General features: G+C 69.1%; 19 protein-coding genes and 1 pseudogene. 7 read left to right on the top strand and 13 right to left on the bottom strand.

From position 1 onward, the window contains the following. Positions 1 to 171: 171 nt before the first annotated feature. From pyrF to IPK27_11870, 8 genes are all read right to left on the bottom strand, one after another. Positions 172 to 885 (bottom strand): orotidine-5'-phosphate decarboxylase, encoded by a 714-nt coding sequence (pyrF, locus tag IPK27_11905; protein MBK8068296.1) that lies wholly within the window; start codon positions 883 to 885, stop codon positions 172 to 174. Between the two features lie 2 nt (positions 886 to 887). Continuing rightward, positions 888 to 1,010, bottom strand: coding sequence for a leukotriene A4 hydrolase C-terminal domain-containing protein (locus IPK27_11900; GenBank protein ID MBK8068295.1), 123 nt, complete (start codon positions 1,008 to 1,010; stop codon positions 888 to 890). Continuing rightward, a complete protein-coding gene (locus IPK27_11895; protein ID MBK8068294.1) occupies positions 986 to 2,713 on the bottom strand; it encodes an aminopeptidase in 1,728 nt (575 codons plus the stop codon). The genes IPK27_11900 and IPK27_11895 overlap by 25 nt, the downstream gene beginning before the upstream one ends. Before the next feature lie 276 nt (positions 2,714 to 2,989). Continuing rightward, on the bottom strand, positions 2,990 to 3,847 hold the full coding sequence (locus IPK27_11890) for a CHAD domain-containing protein (protein ID MBK8068293.1): 858 nt from the start codon (positions 3,845 to 3,847) through the stop codon (positions 2,990 to 2,992). Between the two features lie 39 nt (positions 3,848 to 3,886). Next, positions 3,887 to 4,876, bottom strand: a complete 990-nt coding sequence (gene dusA, locus IPK27_11885; protein ID MBK8068292.1) for a tRNA dihydrouridine(20/20a) synthase DusA — start codon at positions 4,874 to 4,876, stop codon at positions 3,887 to 3,889. A 130-nt stretch (positions 4,877 to 5,006) separates the two neighbouring features. After that, on the bottom strand, positions 5,007 to 5,228 hold the full coding sequence (locus IPK27_11880) for a hypothetical protein (GenBank protein MBK8068291.1): 222 nt from the start codon (positions 5,226 to 5,228) through the stop codon (positions 5,007 to 5,009). 55 nt (positions 5,229 to 5,283) lie between these two features. Then, a complete protein-coding gene (rpoD, locus tag IPK27_11875) occupies positions 5,284 to 7,158 on the bottom strand; it encodes an RNA polymerase sigma factor RpoD (GenBank protein MBK8068290.1) in 1,875 nt (624 codons plus the stop codon). 257 nt (positions 7,159 to 7,415) lie between these two features. Continuing rightward, positions 7,416 to 7,868: a D-tyrosyl-tRNA(Tyr) deacylase gene (locus IPK27_11870; protein ID MBK8068289.1), complete on the bottom strand. Its 453-nt coding sequence runs from the start codon at positions 7,866 to 7,868 to the stop codon at positions 7,416 to 7,418. A gap of 167 nt (positions 7,869 to 8,035) precedes the next feature. On the opposite strand from IPK27_11870, the gene IPK27_11865 reads away from it, so the two are divergent. The 3 genes from IPK27_11865 to IPK27_11855 all read left to right on the top strand — a co-directional run bounded on the left by IPK27_11865 (position 8,036) and on the right by IPK27_11855 (position 13,335). Next, positions 8,036 to 8,638, top strand: coding sequence for a molybdenum cofactor guanylyltransferase (locus IPK27_11865; protein ID MBK8068288.1), 603 nt, complete (start codon positions 8,036 to 8,038; stop codon positions 8,636 to 8,638). A gap of 62 nt (positions 8,639 to 8,700) precedes the next feature. Continuing rightward, positions 8,701 to 11,874 (top strand): amidohydrolase family protein, encoded by a 3,174-nt coding sequence (locus IPK27_11860; GenBank protein ID MBK8068287.1) that lies wholly within the window; start codon positions 8,701 to 8,703, stop codon positions 11,872 to 11,874. Between the two features lie 273 nt (positions 11,875 to 12,147). Beyond that, the gene (locus tag IPK27_11855) at positions 12,148 to 13,335 is read left to right on the top strand and encodes an amidohydrolase family protein (GenBank protein MBK8068286.1); all 1,188 of its coding nucleotides are present in this window, start codon (positions 12,148 to 12,150) and stop codon (positions 13,333 to 13,335) included. Between the two features lie 210 nt (positions 13,336 to 13,545). Here the strand turns inward: IPK27_11855 and IPK27_11850 are convergent, their stop codons facing one another. The 5 genes and pseudogenes from IPK27_11850 to IPK27_11830 form a co-directional block, all read right to left on the bottom strand. Continuing rightward, complete coding sequence (locus tag IPK27_11850) at positions 13,546 to 14,028, bottom strand: periplasmic heavy metal sensor (protein MBK8068285.1); 483 nt, start codon at positions 14,026 to 14,028, stop codon at positions 13,546 to 13,548. Beyond that, positions 14,025 to 14,456, bottom strand: a complete 432-nt coding sequence (locus tag IPK27_11845; GenBank protein MBK8068284.1) for a hypothetical protein — start codon at positions 14,454 to 14,456, stop codon at positions 14,025 to 14,027. Before IPK27_11845 ends, IPK27_11850 begins: the two co-directional genes overlap by 4 nt. Further along, a pseudogene (locus IPK27_11840) lies at positions 14,444 to 14,993 on the bottom strand (RNA polymerase sigma-70 factor). The gene IPK27_11845 and the pseudogene IPK27_11840 overlap by 13 nt, the downstream one beginning before the upstream one ends. A gap of 11 nt (positions 14,994 to 15,004) precedes the next feature. Further along, positions 15,005 to 15,466: an EF-hand domain-containing protein gene (locus IPK27_11835; GenBank protein ID MBK8068283.1), complete on the bottom strand. Its 462-nt coding sequence runs from the start codon at positions 15,464 to 15,466 to the stop codon at positions 15,005 to 15,007. A 231-nt stretch (positions 15,467 to 15,697) separates the two neighbouring features. After that, positions 15,698 to 16,912, bottom strand: coding sequence for a hypothetical protein (locus tag IPK27_11830; protein MBK8068282.1), 1,215 nt, complete (start codon positions 16,910 to 16,912; stop codon positions 15,698 to 15,700). Between the two features lie 151 nt (positions 16,913 to 17,063). Here IPK27_11830 and IPK27_11825 point away from each other — a divergent pair, with 151 nt between their 5' ends. The 4 genes from IPK27_11825 to msrB all read left to right on the top strand — a co-directional run bounded on the left by IPK27_11825 (position 17,064) and on the right by msrB (position 22,321). Further along, positions 17,064 to 18,368, top strand: coding sequence for a sterol desaturase family protein (locus IPK27_11825; protein ID MBK8068281.1), 1,305 nt, complete (start codon positions 17,064 to 17,066; stop codon positions 18,366 to 18,368). Positions 18,369 to 18,406: 38 nt separating this feature from the next. Next, positions 18,407 to 18,913: a hypothetical protein gene (locus IPK27_11820; protein MBK8068280.1), complete on the top strand. Its 507-nt coding sequence runs from the start codon at positions 18,407 to 18,409 to the stop codon at positions 18,911 to 18,913. A gap of 224 nt (positions 18,914 to 19,137) precedes the next feature. Next, positions 19,138 to 21,660: a DNA topoisomerase I gene (locus tag IPK27_11815; protein MBK8068279.1), complete on the top strand. Its 2,523-nt coding sequence runs from the start codon at positions 19,138 to 19,140 to the stop codon at positions 21,658 to 21,660. 172 nt (positions 21,661 to 21,832) lie between these two features. Then, positions 21,833 to 22,321: a peptide-methionine (R)-S-oxide reductase MsrB gene (gene msrB / locus IPK27_11810; protein ID MBK8068278.1), complete on the top strand. Its 489-nt coding sequence runs from the start codon at positions 21,833 to 21,835 to the stop codon at positions 22,319 to 22,321. Positions 22,322 to 22,381: the final 60 nt, after the last annotated feature.

The raw sequence follows: 22,381 nt of genomic DNA, 5'->3' as shown, positions 1-22,381 counted from the left end.
GAAAAAGGCGGAGGGGGTACGCTCCGCCTTGGCACAATGGCCTCTCCGGCCTTTTAGTTTTGAGCGCTTCCTGCGCTGGCTGGTAATCGTCACCGCAATTCCGTGTAGGAATAGTAAGTTAGCCGACATTCCTAAGTCAACAGTTGAACATTGTCGCGTAACTGACTCACCTCAGCGCCGGAAACAGCTCACGATGGTCTGCTGGATGGCCAGCGCCGCGGCGCGCGGATCCGCCGCCTGGCGGATCGGCCGGCCGACCACGATGTAGTCGGCGCCATTGGCGAAGGCGGTGGCCACATCGACCGTGCGCTGCTGGTCGTCGCCACCTGCGCTGGCGCGGATGCCGGGACAGACGATCAGCGGTCCGGGTCCCAATTCGGCGCGCAGGCGCGCGGCTTCGAGGCCTGAGCACACCAGCCCCGCGGCGCCCGCGGCCACCGAAGCCTGCGCCCGCGTCAGCACGGTGCGTTCCAGCGACAGGCCCACGCCGCTGGCCTCCAGCTCGTCAGCGCTGATGCTGGTGAGGACGGTCACGGCCAGCAGCTTCACATGGCCGGCGCGCGATGCGGCGGCGGCGATGGCCGCCGGGTAGGCGTGCACGGTCAGCAGGTCCGGGCGGTGGCGTGACATGCCTGCGACCGCGGCCGAGACCGTGGCCGGGATGTCGTGCAGCTTCAGGTCGGCGAACACCCGCTTGTCGGCAGCCTTGAGCTCTGCCAGCAACTCGAAGTAACCGCCGCTGGCGAGCAGCTCCAGGCCGATCTTGTAGTGCGAGACCGCGCTGCCCAGGCGCTCGATCCACTCGCGCGCCTCGGCCACGCTGGCTACGTCCAGGGCGAGGGTCAGGCGGTCGTGATGCGGGATCTCGGGGTGATGGGGGATCATGTTCATTGCACCACGGCATCGACGCTGACGCGGGTGATCGGGTGGTAGCCGGGGCGCGCGGCGGCATAGGCCTCGCGCGCGAAGGCCGCGTGGCGCTGCATCAGCTCGGTGTAAAGCGGGACCACGAACTTGCGCCGGCCGATGCGTTCGAGGAAACCGCGCATCGGCGCGAACGCGGGCTGGTAGTCATGCGCGATGGCCTGCATGTACCAGGCGAAGGCGACTTCGCTGTTGCCGCTGCCGCTGAACTTGAAGCGCTGGTCCAGTTCGGCCATCTGCGCTTGCGACAGATCCGCCGGCAGGCCCTCGATCCAGCGGATCCGTTCCTGGGTGCTCCAGGCCTGACCATCGATGTCGGCCAGCGCGCGCTTGCCTGCCTGCCATTCGCCGCGCAGCGCATCGACCGCAGCCAGGCGCTCTCTGACGCCGTGCGCGGACCGAAGGCCGGATAGCCTGGCTGCTCGATGAACTCGGCGATCTCCTCGCCGCTGACCTTGCCCGGGTGGCGCTCCAGCAGCTCGCGCCGGAGGAACACCAGGAAGGTGTCGGTGTCGACGCTGCCGAAGGCGTGCTCATCGAACCATTTGCGCACGAAGGGATCGAACACCTCGCGGCCAAAGCGCGCCTCGAGGAAGCGCAGGAAGCCCATGCCCTTGGTGTAGGCGATTTCGGTGGTGCCCTCGTCCGGGTCGAGGCCGGCCAGGTTGAGCCGCAGCCGCTGCAATTCGGGCGGCAGCGCCTTCATCTCCTCGTCCATGTCGCGCTCGGCGAGTTGGCGCTCCATCGCCGCGCGTTCGGCGCCGAACACTGCCTCGACGATGCGGTTCTCGACGTAGGTGGTGAATCCCTCGTTGAGCCAGAAGTGATTCCAGGTGCTGTTGGTGACCAGGTTGCCGGACCAGGAATGCGCCAGTTCGTGCGCGATCAGCGAGACCAGGCTGCGGTCGCCGGCGATCACGGTCGGCGTGAGGAAGGTCAGGCGCGGGTTCTCCATGCCGCCGTAGGGGAAGGACGGCGGCAGCACCAGCAAATCGTAGCGACCCCAGCGGTAGGGGCCGTAGAGCGACTCGGTGATCTCGATCATGCGCTCAGTGTCGGCGAACTCGCTGGCCGCCGCGTCCAGCATCGACGGTTCGGCGTAGACGCCGCTGCGCTCGCCGAGCGGCGCGAATTTCAGCTCGCCGACCGCGATCGCGAGCAGGTAGCTGGAAATCGGCTGCTGCATGACGAAGCGGTAATCGCCGTCGGCGGCGTCCAGCGGATTGTTGTCGGCGCTCATCCGCGCCAGCAGGCCCTTGGGGGTGGTGATCCGCGCGCTGTAGGCGAAGCGCACCATCGGCGTGTCCTGGATCGGCACCCAGGAGCGTGCGTGGATCGCCTGCGACTGGCTGAACAGGAAGGGATGGCGCTTGCCGGCGGTGAGTTCCGGCGCCAGCCACTGCAGTCCGCTGGCCTCGGGCGAGGTGCGGTACTGCACCCGCACGCGCGTCGCGCCGTCCGGCAGCGCGATGTGCAGCGCGCGGCCGAGCAGCGGGTCGGGCGCTCCGAAGTGGAAACGCGCCCTGGCCCAGTGCTGCGCGGCGTCCACCGCAAGCACCGATTCGATCGCCAGGTCGCGCGTATCGAGCACCAGCTCGCGCACCTCGGGTTTGCGCCGCTCCAGGGTCAGTTCGACGAAACCAGCCAGCTCGCGGCGCGCGAAGGAGACGTCGAGGTCGATGTGCGCGTGGCGCACCCGCACTGCATCGGCGTTGGCGTAGGAATGCGGATCGGCGGCGGCGTGGGCGGGGGACACGGCAAAGACCAGGGAGGCAATCAGGGCACGCATGGTGGACGCAGGCGCAGCACGGGGTGGGCAAGTATGCCGCGCGACGCGGCCGCTTCGGGCTGACTGGGCGAAACCAATCTTGTCCGCAAAGACGCAAAGACGCAAAGCGCGAGGATGATCGTCTGAAGGCGAGTCGTCACGGGCGCGGGCCCGGCGCTCGCCTGTCGTTGCGGCGTGCACCGCGCAGCCCGGAGTACGCGCATCGCGCGTACTCCGGGTACAAGACGCAAGCACCCGGAGAACCGCTGCGCGGCAATCCGGGCTACGCCAGCTCGCTCAACGCAGCCTCGGCGCCAGCTTCGCCTTCAGCAGCAGCGCCGCGCGCGCATCGTTGCGCTTGGCCAGTTCGCGCCGCTGCTGCTGCACCATCGCGCGCAGGCCCATGCAGACGCGCGCGGGCAAGCCCAGGCCACCCAGCACGCGCGAGACCAGCGCCAGGTCGTTCTCATTGCCCAGGCTCTGCGCCAGGCGCTTCAGAGGCGGGTTCTCCGGCACCAGCGCGCGCTGCTGCAGCAACTGGGTCTGCAGCAGCAGGATGCGCACGCGGCCACGCCAGGCATGCCGGCGCACCGCGCCGCTGGTGCCGGTACATGCCCGCCGTCCCGCGCAGGCGCGCCGGTGCGCGCGCCGCAGCGCGCGGCGTGCCTCGGCCTCGGTCAGTCCTTGCAGCGGCCATTCACCTATGCCGTCGAGCAGTTTCGCCAGTCCCGACAGCAGGCCCTTCCAGGCGCGCCCATGGCGCGGCCGCAGCTCCCAGCGTCGCTCCAGCGCGTCGGCCAGCTTCTGCCGCGCGGCCGCCAGCGGCGTGCGCAGCGGCGCCACATCCTTGCGCTTGCGCAACCGGTCCAGCGCCTCGATGCGCGAATAGCCATCGCGCAGCGGGCCGATGGTGCGCCGCAGCGCGCGCAACTGCGCGTCCACCGGTTGCAGCGCCTTGCGCCGGTGGCGGTCGCCCAGGCGCAACCAGGCGCGCACCCGGCGCACCGACTTGCGCGACTCGTGCACCGCCTTGTCGCGGTCGCCTTCGGGGTCGGTCAGCAACAACAGCGCGCGCGCGAGTTCCTCGCGGCAGGCCTCGCGCAGGAACTCGGCCAGCGTTACCTGCGGTTGCGATTCGGATTCGTCGGCAGCCATCCGGCCAGCTTGCCCGTTGTCGCGCATGAAGGAAAGCCCTCAGGCCGCGCGCCGCTCCACGCACGCGAGCGCCGCATCGAGCACCGCCAGCGTCGCCCCCGGACGTGCCTCCGACAGCGTGCGCCGGAACGCCCGCGCGCCCGGAGCCCCCTGGTACAGGCCCAGCAAGTGCCGCGCGATGTGGCGCAGCTCCCCGCCAGCCGCCAGGTGCGCGCCGATGTAGCCGCGCATGCGCTCCAGCACCTGCGCACGCGAGGGCAGCGGATCCGGGCCGCCGAACAGCAAGCGCTGCCAGAAGGCCAGCAGATAAGGCTCGTGGTAGGCCGCGCGGCCGAGCATCACGCCGTCCAGCGTGGCCACCGCGGACTCGATCTCCTGGTGTTCGCGCAGGCCGCCGTTCAGCACCACCGTCAGCTCCGGGCGATCGGCCTTGAGCCGCCGCACGCGGGCGTAGTCGAGTGGCGGGATCTCGCGGTTCTCGCGCGGCGACAGCCCGCTGAGCCAGGCCTTGCGCGCGTGCACGATGAACACCGTGCAGCCGGCCTGCGCCACGGTGTCGACGAAGCGCCGAAAGAAGGCCTCGCTCTCGTGCTCGTCAACCCCGAGCCGGCACTTCACCGTCACCGGCACGCTCGCTGGCACCACCGTGCGCATCGCCGCCACGCAGTCGCCCACCAGCGCGGGCTCCAGCATCAGGCAGGCACCGAAGCGCCCGGACTGCACTCGGTCCGAGGGGCAGCCGCAATTCAAGTTGATCTCGTCGTAGCCGCAGTCCACCCCGATCCGCGCCGCCTGCGCCAGCAGGGCCGGGTCCGAGCCGCCAAGCTGCAGCGCCACCGGATGTTCCGCCGGATCGAAGCCCAGCAGCCGCGGGCGGTCGCCATGGATCGCCGCCTGCGCTACCACCATCTCGGTGTACAGCCGCGCATCCGGCGCCAGCAGCCGGTGGAAATAGCGGCAGTGGCGGTCGGTCCACTCCATCATCGGCGCCACGCACAGGCGCCAGGGGGAGTACGTGGGTTTGCTCATCGGCAGAGTCTACGCTGGCCGCGTCGAGCGGCTGGTCGGTGCGCGGGATACGGAAAGTCAGCCACGCGAACGCGCGGCTGGCATCGGACCATGTCCATGCTCGGCGGCAACGTCCCGGCCCGCTTGCGGATCAGCGGTCGATCTGCAGTCCTGCTCGGCCACCCTGGCGGCGCTTTCCGTTGGTGCATCCGCTGCACGGTCGAAACATCGCGGTGTACCGCATCGGCATCGGCGCCGCGCTCAGCAGTGCGGCCACCGCGAGCTTCATCGACGGATGCACGCCGGCTGGCAGCCAGGTCCAGTCCAACGGATTGCCCACCAGCGGCGTGTCGCGCAGGCGCGACCCGCGCAAGCGGGTGGAAGCGCGACGATTGCCCGGGCTCCCCGCCCGGGGAGCCTGGGGCTGCCTAGTCCAGATCGAGGAAGCTGCGCAGCTTCTCGGAGCGGCTCGGGTGACGCAGCTTGCGCAGCGCCTTGGCTTCGATCTGGCGGATGCGCTCGCGGGTGACGTCGAACTGCTTGCCGACCTCTTCCAGCGTGTGGTCGGTGTTGAGGTCGATGCCGAAGCGCATGCGCAGCACCTTGGCCTCGCGCGGGGTCAGGCCGGACAGCACGTCCTTGACCGTCTCCGACAGACCGAGGTTGGTCGCTTCCTCCACCGGCGAGACGATGCTGATGTCCTCGATGAAGTCGCCGAGGTGGGAATCCTCGTCGTCGCCGATCGGCGTTTCCATCGAGATCGGTTCCTTGGCGATCTTCAGGACCTTGCGGATCTTGTCCTCCGGCATGTCCATCTTGACCGCCAGCTCTTCCGGCGTCGGCTCGCGACCCATTTCCTGCAGCATCTGGCGGCTGATGCGGTTGAGCTTGTTGATGGTCTCGATCATGTGCACCGGGATGCGGATGGTGCGCGCCTGGTCGGCGATCGAACGCGTGATCGCCTGGCGGATCCACCAGGTGGCGTAGGTCGAGAACTTGTAGCCGCGGCGGTACTCGAACTTGTCGACCGCCTTCATCAGGCCGATGTTGCCTTCCTGGATCAGGTCGAGGAACTGCAGGCCGCGGTTGGTGTACTTCTTGGCGATCGAGATCACGAGGCGCAGGTTGGCCTCGACCATTTCCTTCTTCGCCTTGCGCGCCTTGGCCTCGCCGATGGCGACCGCGCGGTTGATTTCCTTGATCTCGCCCGAGGACAGGTTCAGCGAGCTTTCCAGCGCCACGCGGCGCTCCTGCTCGGCGATCACCTGGTCGCGCACGGTCTTCAGGCCGTTGGTCCACTTCTGCTTCTGCTGCAGCTGGTCGTCGATCCAGCCGAGGTTGGTCTCGTTGCCGATGAAGCTGCGCACGAACTGCGCCTGCGGCATCTTCGCGCGGTGCACGCAGAGGTCGCGGATGGCGCGCTCGTGCTGGCGGATGCTGGCGACCACTTCGCGCAGCTTGCGGGTGAAGCTTTCGATGATCGCCGGCGGCAGCTTGAGCTTGAGGAACTCGGCACTCATCTCCTCGCGCACCGCGAGGGTGGCCTGGTGATGCGGGCCGTACTTGACGTGCGCCTGGGCGAAACGGGCGTACAGCTCGCGCAGCAGGTTCATGCGCCGCGCCACTTCCTCCGGATCCGGGCCGGTGTCGGGCGTGGTCGCCTCCTCGTCCTCGGCGACCTCGCCAGTGGTGGCGACTTCGTCTTCCTCGACCTCGGCGTCCTCGTCGAGCACTTCCTCGGCGATCTCGTCGAGGTTGGCCTGCTCGATGTCGGCGAAGCCGATGACGATTTCGGCCAGGCGCTTGCCGCCCTCCAGGTGCACGTCGTAATCATCGAGCAGGATCTGCACCGACCACGGGAAGCTGGCGAGCGCCTGCTGCACCTGCACCAGGCCTTCCTCGATGCGCTTGGCGATGGCGATCTCGCCTTCGCGGGTCAGCAGCTCGACGGTGCCCATCTCGCGCATGTACATGCGCACCGGATCGGTGGTGCGGCCGACATCGCCATCCAGCGCGGAGAGTGCGGCGACCGCTTCCTCGGTGGTGTCCTCTTCCGGCGCCGGGGCCGGCGTCTCGGGCACGATCACGCTCTCGGTATCCGGCGCAACTTCGTGCACCTCGATACCCATGTCGTTGATCATGTTGATGATGTCTTCGATCTGTTCGGGATCGACGATGTCATCGGGCAGGATGTCATTGACCTCGGCGTAGGTCAGGAAGCCCTGCTCCTTGCCTTTGACGATCAGCAGCTTGAGTTCAGACTGCTGGTCCTGCGGCGGAGTGAGCTGATCGGGATTTTCCATGCGCTGAGCCCGGACAGGGTTGGAAGAGGAACCCGGCAGTATAACGGAAGACCGCCGGAGCGCCTAGCAAGTTTCCGCGTGCCTTGCAAGCGTTCAGCACGCGTGGTGGAACGGGGCTTGCTTGGGCGGAGAAGCGGTGAGTGTCCTGCGCCGCCGGAAGGCAATCAGCCCATGTATTGAGGGCATGGATGGCTGTGTCGCAACCGGGAGGCGGAAGCAGGACGCGAGAGAGCTTCCTCGCCACAGCAACTCACCACTCACAGCTTCTCCGGCCTGACCTGCAACCAGAACGTGACCGGCCCGTCGTTCACCAGATGTACCTGCATGTGGGCGCCGAACTGACCGGTTGCAACCACCGCCCGTCGGGCGCGGGCCTGGTCGACCAGGTAGTCGAACCAGCGCCGCCCTTCCTCCGGCGACGCGGCCGGGGTGAAGCTGGCGCGGGTGCCCTTCTGGGTATCGGCGGCGAGCGTGAACTGCGAGACCAGCAGCAGATCGCCGTCGATGTCGGCGAGCGAACGGTTCATCCTGCCCTCGGCGTCCTCGAAGATGCGGTAGCCGAGGATCCGCTCCAGCAGGCGGTCCGCCTGTGCTGCGCCATCGCCCTTCTCCACCGCCACCAGTGCCAGAATCCCGCGCCCGATGGCGCCGACGGTTTGTCCATCGACTTCGACATGGGCATGGGCGACGCGTTGGATCAGGGAGATCATGGGGTGCCATGGGTGGTGGGTGCGGTGATTCTGCCCTGACGCCTGGCGCGTCAAACGTAAAACGTGAAACGTCAACGCGCCGCGGGGAAAGTTGACGTTTCACGTTTCACACCTGACTGCTTCACGGACCGCTGGCGCCGCGCACCCCAACGCGCCCACAATGCCCCATGGACGCCAACGGCAGTTGCCTGGGTGTGGTGCTGGCGGGCGGTCGCTCGCAGCGCATGGGTGTGGACAAGGCGCGGCTGCTCTGGCGCGGCCGGACGCTGCTGGAGCACGCTACGGCGATGCTCCGCGATGCGGGCTGCTCGCGGGTGCTGGTCAGCGGCGACTATCCGGGCTACGCCTGCGTGCCGGACCAGTTCCCGGACCGTGGGCCCTTGGGTGGTCTGGCGAGTGTGGTCGCCCACGCGGGCGAGGCGCGCTGGCTGGTGGTGGCGATCGACCAGCCGCTGCTCGATGCATCCATGCTGCGGGCACTGCTGGTAGGCCTGGAGACGGGCATGGAGATCGCGCGCGGGATCTGCCGCTACGGCGAGGAGCCGCTGCCGATGGCGCTCAGCGTCAGCGACGACACGCGCCACTGGATGCGTCACGCGGTCAGCGGGGACGCCGGGCACCGCGCACTAAAGGCTTGCAGGACCGGCTGCGGGTGCACTCGCTCAAGGCCGACGCCAGCGTGCGCGCGCGGTTGCGCGGCGCCAACACGCCGGCCGAGTGGCAAGCGTTACTTTCGATGGGTTGACGCCGCCTTCGCGGGTCAACGATAAGCATCGGCCGACCGCGCGCGCCAGCCTGGCCAGCGCGGCGCATGCCTGACCGGGGAGTCCACATGAAAGCCACCCACGCGCTCGCCTGGGCGATCGTCGCCGCGCTAGCCGGCAACGCCCATGCGCAGATCTCGACCACGCCGCAGCAGGGCCTGGCCGAGCACACGCCGCGCCACGCCAGCATCGTCGGCGCGCGCATCGTCGTCGCACCGGGCAAGGTGATCGACAACGGCAGCATCGAGATCCGCGACGGCCTGGTCGCCGATGTGCGCAGCGGCCGCCATGAGGCGCCCGGCGCGGTGGTCATCGATGCCCAGGGCAAGACCGTGTTCCCCGCCTTCATCGACGTGCACGGCAGCTACGGCTATGACGCCAGCGCGCGCTGTCGCACGCCGCCGGCGCCGGGCAACGCCGGCCCAAGGCGCGGACCGTTCGCCGGCATGCGCGGCGGCCCGGAGAGCGCACCGAGCGCGCCGTCAGCGCAGCACTGGAACGACCGCATCTGCCCCGAACGCGATGTCAGCACTGCGCTGGCGCTGGATGCGGAGAAGGCGAAGACCCTGCGCCGGATCGGTTTTGCGGCCAGCACTGCAGCGCCCGGCACCGGCGTACTGCGCGGGCAGAGCGCGCTGCTCAGCCTGCGCGACGGTCCCACGCCGCAGCAGAACCTGCTGGCGCCGCGGGTGGCGCAGCACGCCGCCTTCGAGGCGGACTTCAGTTTCGGCGGGGTCTATCCCGGCTCGAAGATGGGTGCGATCGCACTGATCCGCCAGGCGCTGTACGACGCGCGCTGGCACCGCGATCTGGCTGCCTGGCAGGACCGGCACGGCGGCGAGCGCGCCGAGGCGAATGCCGCGCTGGATGCGCTGGAGCCGGTGCTGGCCGGCCAGCAGATGCTGGTGTTCGATGCGGACGACGAACTGGACGTGGTGCGCGCCGCGCGCATCGCCAGCGAGTTTGAGCTGACCCGCGCGGCGGTGCTCGGCACCGGCACCGAGTACCGCGTGCTCGACCAGATCCCGCAGGGCGTCGACCTGATCCTGCCGCTGAACTTCCCGAAGACGCCGACGGTGGAGGATCCAGAAGCCGCGCTGGAACTCAGCCTGGCGGAACTCGAGCACTGGCGCTTTGCGCCGCAGAACCCGGCGCGCGTGGCCGCCAGTGGGCGCGAGTTCGCGTTCACCCTGAGCGGCCTGGAGCAGCCGGAGAGCGCCTTCTGGCCGGCATTGCGCAAGGCGGTGAAGAACGGCCTCAGCGAGGCGGATGCACTGGCGGCGCTGACCACCGCGCCGGCCGGGATGCTCGGCGACACGCGCCTGGGCACGCTGGAACGCGGCCACCTGGCCAACCTGCTGATCGCCGACGGCGGCCTGCTCAGCGCCGACGATGCGCGTATCTATGAGGTCTGGGTCGACGGCGCGCGCGATGAGATCGTCGCCCTGGACGCGCCCGAGATCGCCGGCCGCTGGACCCTCGCCTGGATGGGCGCGGGCGGCCCGGCCGAGTGGACCATCGAGGGCAAGGCCGACGCGCTCAAGGTCAAGGCGGACAAGCACGAGGGCAGCGGCAAGCTGGTCGACGGCCGGCTGCTGCTGACGCTGCCGGGCGAGATGCTCGGCGGCAAGGAAAAATCCAAGGCCACCCTGGAAGCGGCGCTGGTCGGCACGGCGCTCAGCGGTCGCTGGCTGGGCGACAACGGCCAGGTGCGCAACTGGAGCGCCACGCGCGCGGGCGACGTGCCCGCCGAACCGGCCAAGGACGGCGACAAGCCGGCCGAAGCCGCGAGCGCGTCCGCGCCGCCTGCCCTGACCGCGCGCTACCCGGCGGGCGAGTTCGGTCGCAGCGGCCTGCCACCGGCCACGACCGTGGTGGTGCGCGACGCGACGGTGTGGATGACCGGCGGGGCCGAGCCGCTGACCGATGCCGATGTGCTGATCGAGGGCGGCAGGATCCGCGCGGTCGGTACCGACCTCAGGGCACCGTCCGGCGCGGTCGAGGTGGACGGGCGCGGCAAGCACCTGACGCCCGGCCTGATCGACGCGCATTCGCACATCGCGATCAGCGGCAACGTCAACGAGCCCAGCCACGCGATCACCTCCGAGGTGCGCATCGGCGACGTGATCGATCCCACCGACATCAACATCTATCGCGAACTGGCTGGCGGCACGACGACCTCGCATTTGCTGCACGGATCGGCCAACCCGATCGGCGGCCAGTCGGCCTTGATCAAGCATCGCTGGGGCGCCGGGGCCGAGGCGCTGAAGTTCGAGGGCGCCACGCCGACGATCAAATTCGCGCTCGGCGAGAACGTCAAGCAGTCCAACTGGGGCCCGGTGGCGGTGCCGCGCTACCCGCAGACGCGCATGGGCGTCGAGCAGTTGCTGAACGACGCCTTCGTGCAGGCGCGCGCCTACGCGCAGGCGCGGGAGTCCAAGTCCGGTGCGCCGCAGCGGCGCGACCTGCGCCTGGAGGCGCTGGCCGAGATCCTGGCAAAGCAGCGCTTCGTGCACATCCATTCCTACCGCCAGGACGAGATCCTGATGTTCGCGCGGCTGTCCGCGGCGCTCGGCTTCCAGGTCGCGGCCTTCCAGCATGTGCTGGAAGGTTACAAGGTGGCGGACGCGCTGGCCGAGGTCGGCGCCGGTGCCTCCACCTTCGCCGACTGGTGGGGTTTCAAGATGGAAACGGTCGACGCGATTCCGTACAACGCGGCGATCATGCATCGCCAGGGCGTGGTGACGTCGCTGAACTCCGACAGCAACGATCTCGGCCGCCGCCTCAACACCGAGGCCGGCAAGGCGGGCCGCTACGGCAAGCTCAGCGACACCGAGGCGCTGGCGATGGTAACCCTGAACCCGGCGCGCCAACTGCGCATCGACAGCCGCGTCGGCAGCATCGAGGCAGGCAAGGACGCCGACCTGGTGCTGTGGAGCCACCACCCGCTGTCCTCCTATGCGCGAGCGCAGAAAGTGTGGATCGACGGCCGCGAGTACTTCGACCAGGCCACCGACCAGGCCGAACAGCAGCGCGTCGCGCAGGCGCGAAGCGAACTGATCCAGGCTGCGCTGGCCGAGGCACCCAAAGGAGGCGGTCCCGGCGGGCCCGGCGGCCCCGGACGCAAGCCGCGGATGCTGATCGATCCCACCCGTTACCACGTGCTCGACTCGCGCCTCGCGGCGCTGCGCGGTGCGTACCACAACGGCGAAGCCGTGCATTACTGCCAGGGGGAGCACTGAGTCATGAGCGTGAGCAATCGCTGGCTGGCGGGTGGTGGGGCTGGAGGGCACGAGGGCACGAGGGCACGAGGGCACGTGGAGGCGGGTCCTCGCAAGAACGTGTCCCGAAGGCTATCTGTCACCTCCCTCACTGCTCCTGCCTTTTCGCTTTTACGTGCCCTCGTGCCCTCGTGCCCTCGTGCCCTCCCAGGGCTCCTGGCAACCTCGGCGCTCCTCGCCCTCGCCACCACCGCTCCCGCCGCAACCCTGTTCACCGGCGCGAAGATCCACCCGGTGTCGTCGGCGCCGATCGACAACGGGCAGTTGCTGATTGACGGCGAGCGCATCGTCGCGGTGGGTGCGGACCTGTCGGCGCAGGCGGCCGGTGCGGAGCGGGTGGATCTGTCGGGGCGCTGGGTGGTGCCCGCGTTCATCGCCGCGAACACGGTGATGGGCCTGACCGAGATCGAGACCGTGCGCGGGTCGGTGGACGTGGCCGAGACCGGCGCGATCAACCCGAACGCGCGCGCCCAGGTGGCGGTGAACCCGGACAGCGACTTGCTGCCGGTGGCGCGTGCCAACGGTGTGCTCTATGCCCACGTGGTGCCGCAAGCCGGCCAGGGCGGCGTGATCTCGGGCCAGTCGGCGCTGATCCGCATGCATGGCTGGACCTGGGAGGAGATGACCGTCGCCGCGCCGGTGGGCGTGCACCTGATGTGGCCGTCGACGCGACTGCCGCCCTTCCTGCCGGCGCCGATGCGCGAGGAGGCGATCAAGGGCGCCGCCCGTTCGCGCGAACTGATCGAGCAGGCCTTCGATGACGCCGCGGCCTACGCCAAGGCCGCCGCCGCGGGCACCACCGGCGGCACCGACGCGCGCTGGGAAGCGATGCGCCCGGTGCTGGCCGGCGAGACCCCGCTGTTCATCCACGCCATCGACCTGCAGCAGATCCGCGAGGCGCTCGATTTCACCCAGCGCCGCGGCCTCAAGTTCACCCTGGTCGGTGGCCAGGATGCCTGGCGCGTCGCCGACCAACTCAAGGCGCGCGCTGTGCCGGTGATTCTGCACACCCCGTTCGAGTTGCCGCTGCGGCGCCACGAGAGCGTCGACGCGGCCTACGCGAATGCCGGCAAGCTCGCAACGGCCGGCATCCCGTTGGCGATCGCCTCCGACGCGAGCGGCTTCGCCGCAACCCTGGAGCGCAACCTGCCCTACGCCGCGGCCGCGGCGGTGGCCTATGGCCTGCCCTGGGACCAGGGCCTGCGCGCAATCACCCTGACCCCGGCCGAGATGCTCGGCGTCGCCGACCGGCTTGGCTCGCTGGAAGCCGGCAAGACCGCCAGCTTCCTGGTCAGCGACGGCGACCCGCTCGACGTGCGCAGCGAAATCGTCGCCGCCTGGCTGGATGGCAAGCCCGTGGACCTGTCGAGCAAGCACACCCGTTTGCGCGACAAGTACGAGGGCAAGTACCGCGATCGCTGAGTGACTGGCCCCGTTAAACGCGGAGAGCGCGGAGAAAAGCAGGAGAAAGCTCTTCTCTGCGTTCCTCTGCGTCTTTGATGCTTGAGTGGCTTGACGAATCCACGTCAAGGATTCCGATTCCCATTGAGACGCAAAGACGCGGAGAATCGCAGAGGAGAAGCTTTCTCCGCGTCCCTTTGCGTCCTCCGAGTCTCTGCGTTGAACCGACTGTCAGTCCTCGCGATGGTCCTCGTGCCGGCGGTGGCCGCGGCGTTCGAGGTGGTCGGCGATGCGCTGGCGGCCTGCGGGGCTGACCTTGGTGGCCAGGTCGAGCATGAAAGCGTGCATCGCCTGGGCGGTGCCGGCTTCGGCGCCGCGCATGCCTTCGAAGGCATGCTGCATGGCGGCGGGGTCGAAGGGCTCGGCGCGCAGGGCTTCGGCGAGCTGCCGGCGCGCCAGGCCGAGCGGGCGGAAGTGCGCGCCGAGCGCGGGCCGGTGGGCTTCCAGGACCTCCATCAGCACCTTGCGGTCGGCCTCGTCCAGCGTGCGCGCGAACATCCGCGGGTCGGGGATGCGCGCCCAACGGCGCTCGGCCGTCGACGGCTGGTCCGGGTGGTGGTGCCAATGACTGGCCACCAGCGCGGCGCCGAGCCCCAGGTTCAGCGCCAGCGACAGCAACAGCAGGTAACGATAGGCGCGGGGCAGTGCGCTCATGGGCCGAGCTCCGGTAGTTCATCGATCAGTTGCATCGCGGCGATCAGGTCCTCGTCCGGCAGATCGCTGCCGCCCTGGTCCAGCAGCGCCGGCACGATGGCGCCGAGCGCCAGGCTGGCCGCGAACGCGGGCCCGGCCAGGCGCCAGCCGCCGAGGTCGCGCCACAACTGGCGCAGCCAAGCGCTGCGCTCGGCACGCTGCGCATGGGCCGCGAGCAGCCGTACGCGCAGCTGCGGATCCGGCGGCGCGACAGCGTAGTCGTCGAGCGCGGCGTCCAGCGCCTCGGCCTGCGATTTGAGCGCGCGCGCGGCGGCCGATTGGGCCAGCAGACGCTCCGCCGCGATGCGCTCGTCCGCCGGCCAGCGGCGCAGATCGCCCCCATGGCAGTCGAGCAGCGTTTCCAGCCGTTCCAGGCTCAGTTCCTGCATGTTCCCACTCCGGTGGATTCCCCCTGGCCGAGCGCGAGTCGCAGCGCGCGGCGTCCGCGTCCCAGCAGCGATTCCAGCGCCTCGACCGACAATCCCATCACCTGCGCCGCCTCTATATTGCCCATGCCCTGGTAATGGCACAGCAAGACCGCCTCGCGCTGGCGCTCTGGCAGCGCCTGCAACGCCGCATGCACCTGCGCGGCGCGATCGGCGCGCCCGCGCATGCGTTCGGGCGTGTCCTCATCGACCGCTTCCGCCACCGCGTCCAGCGGCAGCGATTCGCGGCGCCTGCTGCCAGGCGCGCACGAAGGTGTCCTGGCAGACCTCGTCGGCATCCGCTGGGTTGCCGAGCATGCGCGTCGCCAGGGCATGCAGCCGCGTGAGGTGCCGGTCCAGCAGCAGGCCGCAGCCGCGCGTATCGCCACGGGCGATGCGCTCGATCAGGGGCAGGTCGGGGTCGGCGTCGGTCACGGCAGGCTTCTGTAGGTGCGCCCCAGCGGGCGCCAGGGACCGCAGGGGCGCTGGATGCCCGTCCATGGGCGTTCGACTCAGTTCCGCTGGCGCTCGTCGCCGTGACGGTAGCCACGCGGATGGTCATCGGCATCGAGAATGCCATCGCCGTTGCGATCGAAGCGCGCCAGGCGCTCCGAATGCACCGCGGCGAACTCCTCCACCGACACCGCGCCATTCTTGTCGGCATCCATCGCCGCCAGCCGGGCCGCGCGGCGCTCGGCGCGCATCTGCTCGCGATGCGCCTGCAACTCGGCCGGCGTGATCGCGCCGTCCTTGTTGACATCGATCGCCGTCGCGCGCTCGAGCACCTTGGCCTGCGCTTCCGCCAGCGTGGTCTGGCCATCGCCATTGGCATCGGCCTGCTTGAGCATCTGCATCCCGCCCTGCTGTCCGCCCCAGTGACCGCCATGGCCACCGTGCCCGCTGCCTGCGTGCGCCACACCCATCGCCAGCGCCAGCACCGCGGCGCCCGCCATCCAACGCGTCCTGTTGCTCATGTCCGTTCCTTTCGAAGTGCGAGGCCCGCTTGCCTCGACCCCTTCAACGGGCGCACTCACACGGTTCCGTCGCCGCGTGGGCGGAAGCGTTCAGATGGAGGCAACGGGCAAGCAGCGCGTAGCGCGGTGGCACGCGCGCAGCGCGTTCCCCGGCATTGCGGCAGCACCCGCGAGCCGCTGCGCCCGACCACAACGCACCGCGCGGAGCGCTCGGCGCTTGCAGGCCACGCCTCAGCGCGCGATGCGCTCCAGCGCGATGCGGGTGTTGCCGGATCCGGCGGACTCGGTCCAAGTGAGGTAGTGGGCATCGCGGTACCAGGCCAGGCGCGGATTGCCGGTGCTGCGGCCGGGTTCCAGGACGGCGACATCCCGGGTGGTGAGCAGCTTGCCGTCGGCATCCAGGCGGGCGAGCTTGAGGGCGGCGACGCGCTTGCTGCCGGCGCCGATCCAACTGATCGCGAAGCCGCCATCGACGTCGGGCGCGACGTCCACCCGCCCGAGGGTCTGCGGCGCCTGCTCCAGGGTCTGCATCGGCGACCAGCCGTCGCCAATGCGCACGCGGTAGCGCAGGGCCAGGGCGTCGTCGACCTGGGTGGGCCACACGACGAGCGCGCGATCCCCATTGGCGGCAATTGCCGGCCCGTTGACCGGGCAGGCAGCGATCTTCCAGTTGTCCGCATGCACCGGTTCCGGGGAGGACCAGCTGCCATCGCCGGCGCGCTCGACCAGGTAGATGTCGCGGATCTCGTCCTCGCTGCGGTCGCGATAGACCAGCAGCGCGCGATCGCCGATGCGCGCGACATCGGTCTGGCAGCAGCTGCAGGTGCGCGCGTCGATTTCGACGGGATCGAGGATGCGGCCGCGCCAGTCGAGGGTGGCGCCGCGCAGGGTCATCGGGCCTTCGTCCGCGTGGCCTTCGGCGTGCCCTTCCGCGGCGCCGCCGCTGTGGCGGCCATCCAGCCACAGCAACTGCACGCGCGAATCGCCCAGCGGCAGCATCGAAGCGAAGCCGTGCTCGGTGGGCGTGCCGTCATCGTGCGGGGTGAGCGCCTCGCCCCAACGGCCGCCGCCGTTGCTGGAGCGCAGCACGCGCAAATCGTAAGCGTAGGCGTCCGGCGCGGACTTCTGCAGCCAGTAGGTGACCCAGTCGTTGTTGTCCAGCACGGTCAGGCTGGGAAAGTCCGCCCAATTGACGAACCAGTCGCTGCCGCTGGCGATCACGCCGCGGCGCAGCTCGCGCCCTTCCGCAGACAGCAGGGCATAGTGCAGGCTGGACTCGCTGCCCTGGCGCGATTGCCAGGTGATGATCAGTCCGCGTGCCGGATCCACCGCCAGCGAGGGTGTGCTGGCATTCGGGCTGGCCTGGAAGTCGACCCTTTCCGCATGCGCATGCACCGCCCCCCACAACGGGGCGAGCAAGCAGGTCAGGCGGGGCAGGATCGACATGCGGGCATTGGTCGGTCAGGGGCAACCGCGCACATTAGCACGTCACACGCGTGTACATTGTCGAAGCCGGGAAGGCGCGAGGATCGGCAAAGTTTGCATCGCGGCGATGGCCTGGCGGCCGCCCGCGCGGCGCAGGCGCATCATCGGCGGCATGCGCTCGATTCCCCCGAATGCCCTGATCGCAGCCGGCGTGCTGCCGCTGTTCTATCTCGCGGTCTACCTCGACTACGCCATTTCGCGCGCGCAGGGCCGCCAGGACTACGAGCGCAACGACACCGTGACCAGCCTCGGCGTGTCGATCATGATGAGTGCGCTCGGCACCGTCATGATCGTGTTGCGCACCGGCATCTACACCCTCGCCTACAGCCATCTCGCGCTGGCCGAATGGTCGCTGGCCAGTCCCTGGACCTGGATCATCGGCCTGCTGCTGTACGACTTCACCTATTACTGGCAGCACCGCATGGGCCACGAGTGGAACCTCTTGTGGGCCTCGCACGTGGTGCACCACTCCAGCGACCGCTTCAACCTGGCCACCGCGCTGCGCGTGCCGTCGGCGTCGATGCACCTGTGGACCTGGATGTTCTCGCTGCCGCTGGCAGTGATCGGCATTCCCCCGGCGGTGTTCGCGGTGGCTGCATTGCTGAACCTGCTGTACCAGTTCTGGATCCACACCGAGCGCATCGGCTCGCTCGGCTGGTTCGACCGCTGGTTCGGCTCACCCTCCAACCACCGCGTGCACCACGGGGTCAACGACCGCTACCTCGACAAGAACTACGGCGGCATCCTGATGTGCTGGGACCGGATGTTCGGCACCTTCGAGGACGAGCGCGCAGACGACCCGGTGCGCTACGGCACGCGCGCGCCGGTGCGCAGCTGGAATCCGCTGTGGGTCAACCTGGACACGTCGTGGCAGTTGCTGCGCGACGCCTGGCGCGCGCCGCGCTGGGCGGACAAACTGACGATCTGGCTGCGCCCGCCCGGCTGGCGCCCGGCCGGGCTGGCGGCGATCGACCCCAAGCCGGCCTTCGACCTCGCCCGCCACACGCATTACGCCAGCGACACACCCGCCGGCCTGTCGGCCTATGCACTGGTGCAGAGCGCGCTGCTGGTGCCGCCGCTGATCCATCTGATTTTCGTCGCCTACCGCGTGCCCTTCTGGCCGGAGCTGGGCTATGCGCTGTACCTGTCGGCAGCGTCGGTGGCGCTCGGCCTGCTGATCGATGGGCGCCCGGCGTACCGGCGCTTCGGGCTCTGGCTGGAACTGGCGCGGCTGACGCTGACGACGGCGCTCGCGTTCGCCGGGCAGTGGTTTGGCGAGCTGGCGCTGCCCGCCTGGGCCGCGGCGGTGCTGGCGGCAGTCGCGGCGGCGAGCGCCGCCTGGCTGCTGTGGACCTGGCGCCAGCCGGCCGCACCGGTGAGAGCAAACGATGTCCCCGGAGCGCCAGCCTCTCCGTGAAGGAATCGTGCAAACAGCACATTCCTTGGGGGGAAACCATGAAACAGCTCACAGTTTCGCTGATGGCGCTTCTGGCGCTGGCCGGTTGCGGTGGCGAATCGTCCGCCGGACCGGCATTGACCGTCGAGAACATCAGCCTGGCCAGTCCGGATCTGCGTATCTGGGGCGTCGAAGCCACCAGCGCGGTGCGCCAGGGCAGCACCACCAGCAACGAATCCGGCAGCGTGGACGTCAAGTGGAGCGACGGCACCACCACCACCCACGACGCGAATTTCAAGGTCGAGAGCGGCACCCTGTTCCAGGACGGCAAGGTCTGCCACAACTACGGCCCGAAGTGCTACTGCGGCACCACCACCTTCCGCCTGGAATCCGGCATGAAGCTGTGGAAGTTCGGCACCCCGAGCAACAACCAGCCGGTCGAATGCCCCAGCGGCGTCAGCCCCACCGGCGACCCCGAGATCCGCAAGAGCATGAGCCGCGAGGAACTCGAAGCGCTGAAGCAGAAGATCCTGAGGGAGCGGGCGGCGGGGAAGAAGCCCGGGTAATGGCTCGGGTTGTGGGTTGTGGGTTCTGGGTTGTGGGCAGCGGCGGCGCGAGACCGCTGACCGCCCGCGGAAGCCCGGCTTTGCTGCCCACAACTCACAACCCACAACCCACAACCGTCGGCACGCTGGCGCGAAGACAACCGTCCGCGCACATCGCACGAGCGACATCCTCACCTGAATACGGTTAACATCCCGGCCCTTTTTCCGGGCCCTATCCCGCGTTCATGGCCAAGAATCTCCTCATCGTCGAGTCGCCGGCGAAGGTCAAGACCATCAACAAGGTCCTCGGCAAGGACTTCCAGGTGATGGCCTCCTATGGCCACGTGCGCGATCTGCCGAGCAAGGATGGCTCGGTCGACACCGAGCACGATTTCCACATGGCCTATGAGGTCATCGACCGCAACGAGAAGCATGTCGACGCGATCGCCAAGGCGGCGCGCGCAGCCGATTCCATCTACCTGGCGACCGACTTGGACCGCGAGGGCGAGGCGATCAGCTGGCACGTCTACGAGATCCTGCGCGAGAAGAAACTGCTCGCGAACAAGGACATCCACCGCGTCACCTTCGCCGAGATCACACCGAAAGCGATCAAGGAAGCGATCGCGCATCCGCGTGAGCTGTCGCTGGACCTGATCAACGCACAGCAGGCGCGCCGCGCGCTGGATTACCTGGTTGGCTTCAACCTCTCGCCGCTGCTGTGGAAGAAGGTCCAGCGCGGGCTGTCCGCGGGCCGCGTGCAGAGCCCTGCGCTGCGCATGATCGTCGAGCGCGAGGAAGAGATCGAACGCTTCATCCCGCGCGAGTACTGGACCATCGAGGCCGACTGCTTTGCCGGCCAAGCGTTCACCGCCAAGCTCTCGCAGCTCGGCGGCAAGAAGGTCGACCAGTTCGACCTCAACGACGAAGCCAAAGCCACCGCCGCGCGCGAGCGGGTGCTGGCCGGTGCGAAGGCGCACAAGCCGAAGGGCGCACTCAAGGTCGCCGACATCCAGCGCAAGGACCGCCAGCGCCGCGCGGCGCCACCGTTCATCACCTCCACGCTGCAGCAGGAGGCCGCGCGCAAGCTCGGCTTCGGCACCCAGCGCACCATGCGCATCGCGCAGGGCCTGTACGAAGGCGTGGACGTGGGCGAAGGCGGCCAGATCGGCCTGATCACCTACATGCGTACGGATTCCGTGCACCTGTCGAACGACGCGCTGGCCGAGCTGCGCCACGCGATCGAGCGCGAATTCGGCGCCGACAAGCTGCCGCCCGGCCCGCAGTTCTACAAGACCAAGAGCAAGAACGCGCAGGAAGCGCACGAGGCGATCCGCCCGACCAGCGCGCTGCGCACGCCGGCCTCGATCGCCAAGTACCTGACGCCGGACCAGCTCAAGCTGTACGAGCTGATCTGGAAACGCACCCTGGCCTGCCAGATGAAGCCGGCGCTGCTGAACACCGTGAGCGTGGACCTGGAAGCCGGCAAGGGCGACATCCTGCGCGCCAGCGGCACCACGGTGGTCGATCCGGGCTTCCTCGCGGTCTACGAGGAAGGCCGCGACCAGAAGAACGAGGACGATGAGGCCGGCGCCAAGCTGCCGCCGATGGAAGTCGGGCAGCTCGTCGATCTCAACGAACTGCGCGCCGAGCAGCATTTCACCGAGCCGCCGCCGCGCTTCTCCGAAGCCAGCCTGGTCAAGGCGCTGGAGGAGTACGGCATCGGCCGTCCGTCCACCTACGCCAGCATCATCCAGGTGCTGCTCGCGCGCGAGTACGTGACCCTTGAGCAGCGCCGCTTCCAGCCGACCGATGTCGGCCGGGTGGTCGCCAAGTTCCTCGCCGGGCACTTCAACCAGTATGTGGATTACGAGTTCACCGCGCGCCTGGAAGACGAGCTGGACGCGGTCGCGCGCGGCGAGAAGGACTGGGTGCCGGTGCTGCGCGAGTTCTGGGTGCCGTTCAAGGCCCAGGTCGAGGAAAAGGACAGCTCGGTCACGCGCGCCGAGGTGACCCAGGGCCGCGTGCTCGGCCTGGATCCGAAAACCGGCAAGGAGATCTCGGTGCGCCTGGGGCGCTTCGGGCCCTTCGTGCAGATCGGCACCAAGGACGACGAGGACAAGCCGCGCTTCGCCTCGCTGCGCGCCGGGCAGAAGATGGACAGCATCACCTTGCCCGAGGCGCTGAAGCTGTTCGAATTGCCGCGCCAGCTCGGCAAGAACGCCGAAGGCGAAGAGATCAGCGTCGGCATCGGCCGTTTTGGCCCCTTCGTCAAGGCGGGCAGCACCTATGCCTCGATCCCGGCCGGCACCGATCCCTACGAGATCGACCTCGACGCCGCGGTGGAGTTGGTGCGCGCCAAGCGCGAGGCGCTGGCCAACCGGGTCATCGCCAGCTTCCAGGATGGCGCGATCCAGATCCTGCGCGGCAAGTTCGGCCCGTACATCACCGACGGCAGCAAGAACGGCAAGATTCCGAAGGATGTCGCCCCCGAGGACCTGAGCGAGGCCGATTGCGTGGCGATCCTCGCCGCCGCACCGGCCAAGGCCGCCGGCAAGGGCCGCTTCGGGCGCAAGGGCGGCAAGCCCGAGGCACCGAAGAAGACGCGCACGGTGAAGGCCAAGGCCGAGCCCGCCGCGGGCGACAAACCCGCGCCGAAGAAGAAGGCCTCGGCCAAGAAGGCCAGCGCGAAGAAGCCGGCGGCGAAGAAATCGAGCGCGGCGAAGACCACCACGCGCAAGGCCAAGGCACCGGCACTCAAGCGCGCCTGAGGCTGCCCGACCCGCGCCAGGGATGCTCCTGGCGCGCGAGCGGTAACCACCCGGATTCTCGAATGAACGCCCGCCACGCCGGCTGAAAGCCGCGCGCCGGTTTACCGGTCCACATCTCCGTGACACACAACGCGCTTCAATGGGAGCGCGGGATGAACGGGATGGACGATCGATGAAACGCAGGACGTTGCTGGCGTCGGCCCTGGGGCTCGGCGCGGGAGGAATCGGGATGGCCTTGTGGAGCCGCGGGGCGCCTGCCGAGACAGGCGAGAAATTCGAGTTCGAACTGACCGAGGCCGAGTGGCGCGCGCGGCTGTCGCCGCAGGCCTATGCGGTGCTGCGCGAGGAAGCCACCGAGCGCGCGGGCTCCAGCCCGCTGAACGATGAGAAGCGCCCCGGCGTGTTCCATTGCGCCGGCTGCGACCTGCCGCTGTTCGACATGCAGACCAAGTACGAGTCCGGCACCGGCTGGCCGAGCTTTTACGCGCCGCTGCCGAACGCGGTGGGCACGCGCGAGGACCGCGGCTGGTTCATGGTGCGCACCGAGGTCCATTGCCGCCGCTGCGGCGGCCACCTGGGCCACGTCTTCCCCGACGGCCCCAAGCCGACCGGGTTGCGCTACTGCATGAACGGGGTGTCGCTGAAGTTCGTACCTCGATAGAGCGGGTGTTGGTTGTTGGTGTTGGTGTTGGTCAAAGCGAAAGGCCCGCACGTCGCCGCT

It is taken from the genome of Rhodanobacteraceae bacterium (assembly GCA_016713135.1).
Classification (GTDB): domain Bacteria; phylum Pseudomonadota; class Gammaproteobacteria; order Xanthomonadales; family SZUA-5; genus JADKFD01.
Note: the sequence above shows the minus strand (reverse complement) of the source record. Positions and strands in the feature narration are given on the sequence as shown.

Excerpts from the sequence above, each read along its gene's own strand:
- IPK27_11860 (MBK8068287.1), top strand. The coding sequence starts at position 8,701 with ATGAAAGCCACCCACGCGCTCGCCTGGGCGATCGTCGCCGCGCTAGCC.
- msrB (MBK8068278.1), top strand. The coding sequence starts at position 21,833 with ATGAAACGCAGGACGTTGCTGGCGTCGGCCCTGGGGCTCGGCGCGGGA.
- IPK27_11895 (MBK8068294.1), bottom strand. The coding sequence starts at position 2,713 with ATGCGTGCCCTGATTGCCTCCCTGGTCTTTGCCGTGTCCCCCGCCCAC.
- IPK27_11845 (MBK8068284.1), bottom strand. The coding sequence starts at position 14,456 with ATGCAGGAACTGAGCCTGGAACGGCTGGAAACGCTGCTCGACTGCCAT.
- IPK27_11825 (MBK8068281.1), top strand. The coding sequence starts at position 17,064 with ATGCGCTCGATTCCCCCGAATGCCCTGATCGCAGCCGGCGTGCTGCCG.
- IPK27_11890 (MBK8068293.1), bottom strand. The coding sequence starts at position 3,847 with ATGGCTGCCGACGAATCCGAATCGCAACCGCAGGTAACGCTGGCCGAG.
- dusA (MBK8068292.1), bottom strand. The coding sequence starts at position 4,876 with ATGAGCAAACCCACGTACTCCCCCTGGCGCCTGTGCGTGGCGCCGATG.
- IPK27_11830 (MBK8068282.1), bottom strand. The coding sequence starts at position 16,912 with ATGTCGATCCTGCCCCGCCTGACCTGCTTGCTCGCCCCGTTGTGGGGG.
- IPK27_11865 (MBK8068288.1), top strand. The coding sequence starts at position 8,036 with ATGGACGCCAACGGCAGTTGCCTGGGTGTGGTGCTGGCGGGCGGTCGC.
- IPK27_11870 (MBK8068289.1), bottom strand. The coding sequence starts at position 7,868 with ATGATCTCCCTGATCCAACGCGTCGCCCATGCCCATGTCGAAGTCGAT.
- rpoD (MBK8068290.1), bottom strand. The coding sequence starts at position 7,158 with ATGGAAAATCCCGATCAGCTCACTCCGCCGCAGGACCAGCAGTCTGAA.
- pyrF (MBK8068296.1), bottom strand. The coding sequence starts at position 885 with ATGATCCCCCATCACCCCGAGATCCCGCATCACGACCGCCTGACCCTC.
- IPK27_11820 (MBK8068280.1), top strand. The coding sequence starts at position 18,407 with ATGAAACAGCTCACAGTTTCGCTGATGGCGCTTCTGGCGCTGGCCGGT.
- IPK27_11835 (MBK8068283.1), bottom strand. The coding sequence starts at position 15,466 with ATGAGCAACAGGACGCGTTGGATGGCGGGCGCCGCGGTGCTGGCGCTG.
- IPK27_11815 (MBK8068279.1), top strand. The coding sequence starts at position 19,138 with ATGGCCAAGAATCTCCTCATCGTCGAGTCGCCGGCGAAGGTCAAGACC.
- IPK27_11850 (MBK8068285.1), bottom strand. The coding sequence starts at position 14,028 with ATGAGCGCACTGCCCCGCGCCTATCGTTACCTGCTGTTGCTGTCGCTG.